The organism is Pararhizobium arenae (genome assembly GCF_001931685.1).
In the GTDB taxonomy this organism is placed as follows: domain Bacteria; phylum Pseudomonadota; class Alphaproteobacteria; order Rhizobiales; family Rhizobiaceae; genus Pararhizobium; species Pararhizobium arenae.
In genome coordinates this window covers 2501-6680 of sequence record NZ_MOOY01000023.1, presented here as the reverse complement: position 1 = coordinate 6680, position 4180 = coordinate 2501, and the positions used below count along the sequence as shown (strand labels likewise).

Sequence of the window (4180 nt, the reverse complement as noted above, 5' to 3'; positions counted from 1 at the left end):
TGGTTGCGGGGGCAGGATTTGAACCTGCGGCCTTCAGGTTATGAGCCTGACGAGCTACCGGGCTGCTCCACCCCGCGTTACCTGAGTTTTGGCGAAGCCAAAAGCTCAACCGATTTTTGGCGAAGCCAAAATATCGCTATTTTGGCTTGCTCTGTAGTGATCACTGCCGGAGCAAATTGCCGAAGGCTATTTGTCTCCTGTGAGGGACGCGAGATGTGAGCATCCCTGACGTTTCAAATCCGGCTTTTACCGAAGCAAAAGGGCCGCTTTGAGGGCGGCCCGGTTGTTTCGGCTTGGGCCGGGTTTGTTCGGAGAAGATATTTTCGGTCTTTTGCATTCGCAAAAACCTGATGACATTGCCATTAGCAGACCTGGCAGCGACCTACTCTCCCGCGTCTTAAGACGAAGTACCATTGGCGCTGGGGCGTTTCACGGCCGTGTTCGGAATGGGAACGGGTGCGGCCACCCCGCCATAACCACCAGGTCGGCTAAGGGCAATGTGATGAGAAGCTGGTAAAGGCTGAGCCTTGTTTGTCTATTTGAACACGTCTTTTTCATAGCTGCTTGGGGCACATCCGGAGCAAAGCTCCGCAAGGCCAAGCGGCCGTCGCGTCTCGTGACGCGGCCCGTCCGGAGCGCTATGCGCGTCAGGACAGATAATGGCTCTGTTCACTCGGACAAACGCTTAGCGTTTGCCGAGAGATGAACATGAGCAATGGGAACGATCAAGCCAATCGAACGATTAGTACCGGTAAGCTTCATGCATTGCTGCACTTCCACACCCGGCCTATCAACGTGGTAGTCTTCCACGGTTCTCAAGGGAATACTCGTTTTCAGGTTGGTTTCCCGCTTAGATGCCTTCAGCGGTTATCCATTCCATATATAGCTACCCTGCTATGCGGCTGGCGCCACAACAGGTCCACCAGAGATATGTCCATCCCGGTCCTCTCGTACTAGGGACAGATCCTGTCAATATTCCTACACCCACGGCAGATAGGGACCGAACTGTCTCACGACGTTCTGAACCCAGCTCACGTACCGCTTTAATTGGCGAACAGCCAAACCCTTGGGACCTGCTCCAGCCCCAGGATGCGATGAGCCGACATCGAGGTGCCAAACAACCCCGTCGATATGGACTCTTGGGGGTCATCAGCCTGTTATCCCCGGCGTACCTTTTATCCGTTGAGCGATGGCCCTTCCACACGGGACCACCGGATCACTATGACCGACTTTCGTCTCTGCTCGACTTGTCAGTCTCGCAGTCAGGCGGGCTTATGCCATTGCACTCGACGACCGATTTCCGACCGGTCTGAGCCCACCATCGCGCGCCTCCGTTACTCTTTCGGAGGCGACCGCCCCAGTCAAACTACCCACCATACACTGTCCCGGATCCGGATAACGGACCGCGGTTAGACATCCATGACGATAAGGGTGGTATTTCAAGGATGGCTCCACCTGAACTGGCGTCCAAGCTTCAAAGCCTACCACCTATCCTACACATGCCGACACGAATGCCAGTGTAAAGCTATAGTAAAGGTGCACGGGGTCTTTCCGTCTGACCGCAGGAACCCCGCATCTTCACGGGGAATTCAATTTCACTGAGTCTATGCTGGAGACAGCGGGGAAGTCGTTACGCCATTCGTGCAGGTCGGAACTTACCCGACAAGGAATTTCGCTACCTTAGGACCGTTATAGTTACGGCCGCCGTTTACTGGGGCTTCGATTCAAAGCTTGCACCTCTCCTCTTAACCTTCCAGCACCGGGCAGGCGTCAGACCCTATACGTCGTTTTGCAACTTCGCAGAGCCCTGTGTTTTTGATAAACAGTCGCTACCCCCTGGTCTGTGCCACCCCAAAAGACTTGCGTCCTGTGGGGTCACGCTTCTTCCGAAGTTACGCGTGCAATTTGCCGAGTTCCTTCAGCATAGTTCTCTCAAGCGCCTTGGTATACTCTACCTGACCACCTGTGTCGGTTTCGGGTACGGTCTATACGGTGGAGCTATTTCCTGGAACCGCTTCCCCGCCCAGACAATCCAATAAGTCTGAACAAGTTACGCAATCCGTCACTACCACCAGGCCCACGAATATTAACGTGGTTCCCATCGACTACGCATTTCTGCCTCATCTTAGGGGCCGGCTAACCCTGCTCAGATTAACTTTAAGCAGGAACCCTTGGTCTTTCGGCGAGGGGGTCTCTCACCCCCTTTATCGTTACTCATGTCAACATTCGCACTTCCGATACCTCCAGGACCCCTCACAGGTATCCCTTCACAGGCTTACGGAACGCTCCGCTACCACACGTCTTGCGACGTATCCTCAGCTTCGGTGCATGGCTTTAGCCCCGTTACATTTTCGGCGCAAAGACCCTTATTTAGACCAGTGAGCTGTTACGCTTTCTTTAAATGATGGCTGCTTCTAAGCCAACATCCTGGTTGTTTTGGGATCCTCACATCCTTTCCCACTTAGCCATGACTTGGGGACCTTAGCTGGAGGTCAGGGTTGTTGCCCTCTTCACGACGGACGTTAGCACCCGCCGTGTGTCTGCCGACTAGTACTCCTCGGTATTCGGAGTTTGGTTAGGATCAGTAAGACGGTGAGTCCCCATAGCCCATCCAGTGCTCTACCCCCGAGGGTATTCGGTCGACGCACTACCTAAATAGTTTTCGCGGAGAACCAGCTATTTCCGAGTTTGATTGGCCTTTCACCCCTAGCCACAAGTCATCCCAATCTATTGCAACAGATGCGGGTTCGGTCCTCCAGTTGGTGTTACCCAACCTTCAACCTGCTCATGGCTAGATCACTCGGTTTCGGGTCTAATGCGACGAACTGAACGCCCTGTTCAGACTCGCTTTCGCTGCGCCTTCACCTACCGGCTTAAGCTTGCTCGTCACACTAAGTCGTTGACCCATTATACAAAAGGTACGCCGTCACCCTTGCGGGCTCCGACTGTTTGTAGGCAACCGGTTTCAGGTTCTATTTCACTCCCCTTGTCGGGGTGCTTTTCACCTTTCCCTCACGGTACTTGTTCGCTATCGGTCATGCACGAGTACTTAGGCTTGGAGGGTGGTCCCCCCAATTTCAAACAGGATTTCACGTGTCCCGCCTTACTCAAGGACCTTGGGTGTTCTACATGTACGGGGCTATCACCCGCTACGGCCGGACTTTCCATTCCGTTCCACTTTATTCCCCAAGGCCACTGGCCTGGTCCGCGTTCGCTCGCCACTACTTGCGGAGTCTCGGTTGATGTCCTTTCCTGCAGGTACTTAGATGTTTCAGTTCCCTGCGTTCGCTTCTTACCCCTATGTATTCGAAAGTAAGATACCTTATTCCAATACCTAGAAACCTAAACCGTCCTTGCGGGCGATTTAAACTCTCCAGGTATTTAAGGTGGGTTTCCCCATTCGGAAATCCATGGATCAAAGCTCATTCGCAGCTCCCCACGGCTTATCGCAGCGTATCACGTCCTTCATCGCCTGTGCATGCCAAGGCATCCACCAATTGCCCTTATTTCACTTGATCGTTCTCATTGCCAATGCTCATCCTTAAGTCGTCATCCCGAAGGGATGCGACGGACAAGGCTACCTTTTACAGCCTCATCCAGATCCAGATGCCATCGACGTGTTCGATTTGATCTTCATATGAAGGCACGCCGGTGCACTTCGAAGTCAAATCATAAGACCAGCTTCTCGAGATCTGTCCGGGGATGCGCGGTCAGGCAACATCCATCAACATGCCGTCAGAGGTCACCAGAAACACCAAAATCCCCGAAGCCCGAAAGCCTCGAAGTTTCGATGGTTCCAAAAACCAACAACAAACATGCCTTGAGTAACAAGCTCCCTACCGACCTCCAGTCCCTCGTCTGCGTCGGATCGGCTAGACCTTCAACAGCTTTAACAGGACTGGGCTCGGACGTTTCCAATGATCTTTCGATCACCGTCAACACCTGGAAGCCTCCAGACATATCTTCTCTTCACAATGTAATCAGAACAGGCATCAGGCTCGAAAGCCGATGCAAACTTTTATTTCTCTATTAGGATAATCCGTCTTCCACCAAACAGGGCCAGAGGCCCACGCCCATCGTTGGGCGGCCCGCCCGGAGCGCAGCGCTCAAAGAGCGCGACAGCGTCAGGACAGAATATGGTGGAGCTGAGCGGGATCGAACCGCTGACCCCCTGCTTGCA

General features: G+C 53.5%; 2 tRNA genes and 2 rRNA genes (1 of these 4 only partly in view). All 4 read right to left on the bottom strand.

Annotated features, from left to right (window positions below):
• Positions 1-77, bottom strand: a tRNA-Met gene (locus tag BLX89_RS23575).
• Between the two features lie 292 nt (positions 78-369).
• Positions 370-484 (bottom strand): 5S ribosomal RNA (gene rrf, locus BLX89_RS23570).
• A 237-nt stretch (positions 485-721) separates the two neighbouring features.
• Positions 722-3518, bottom strand: a 23S ribosomal RNA gene (locus BLX89_RS23565).
• Positions 3519-4137: 619 nt separating this feature from the next.
• Positions 4138-4180 (bottom strand) — tRNA-Ala (locus BLX89_RS23555); it runs 33 nt beyond the window's last position.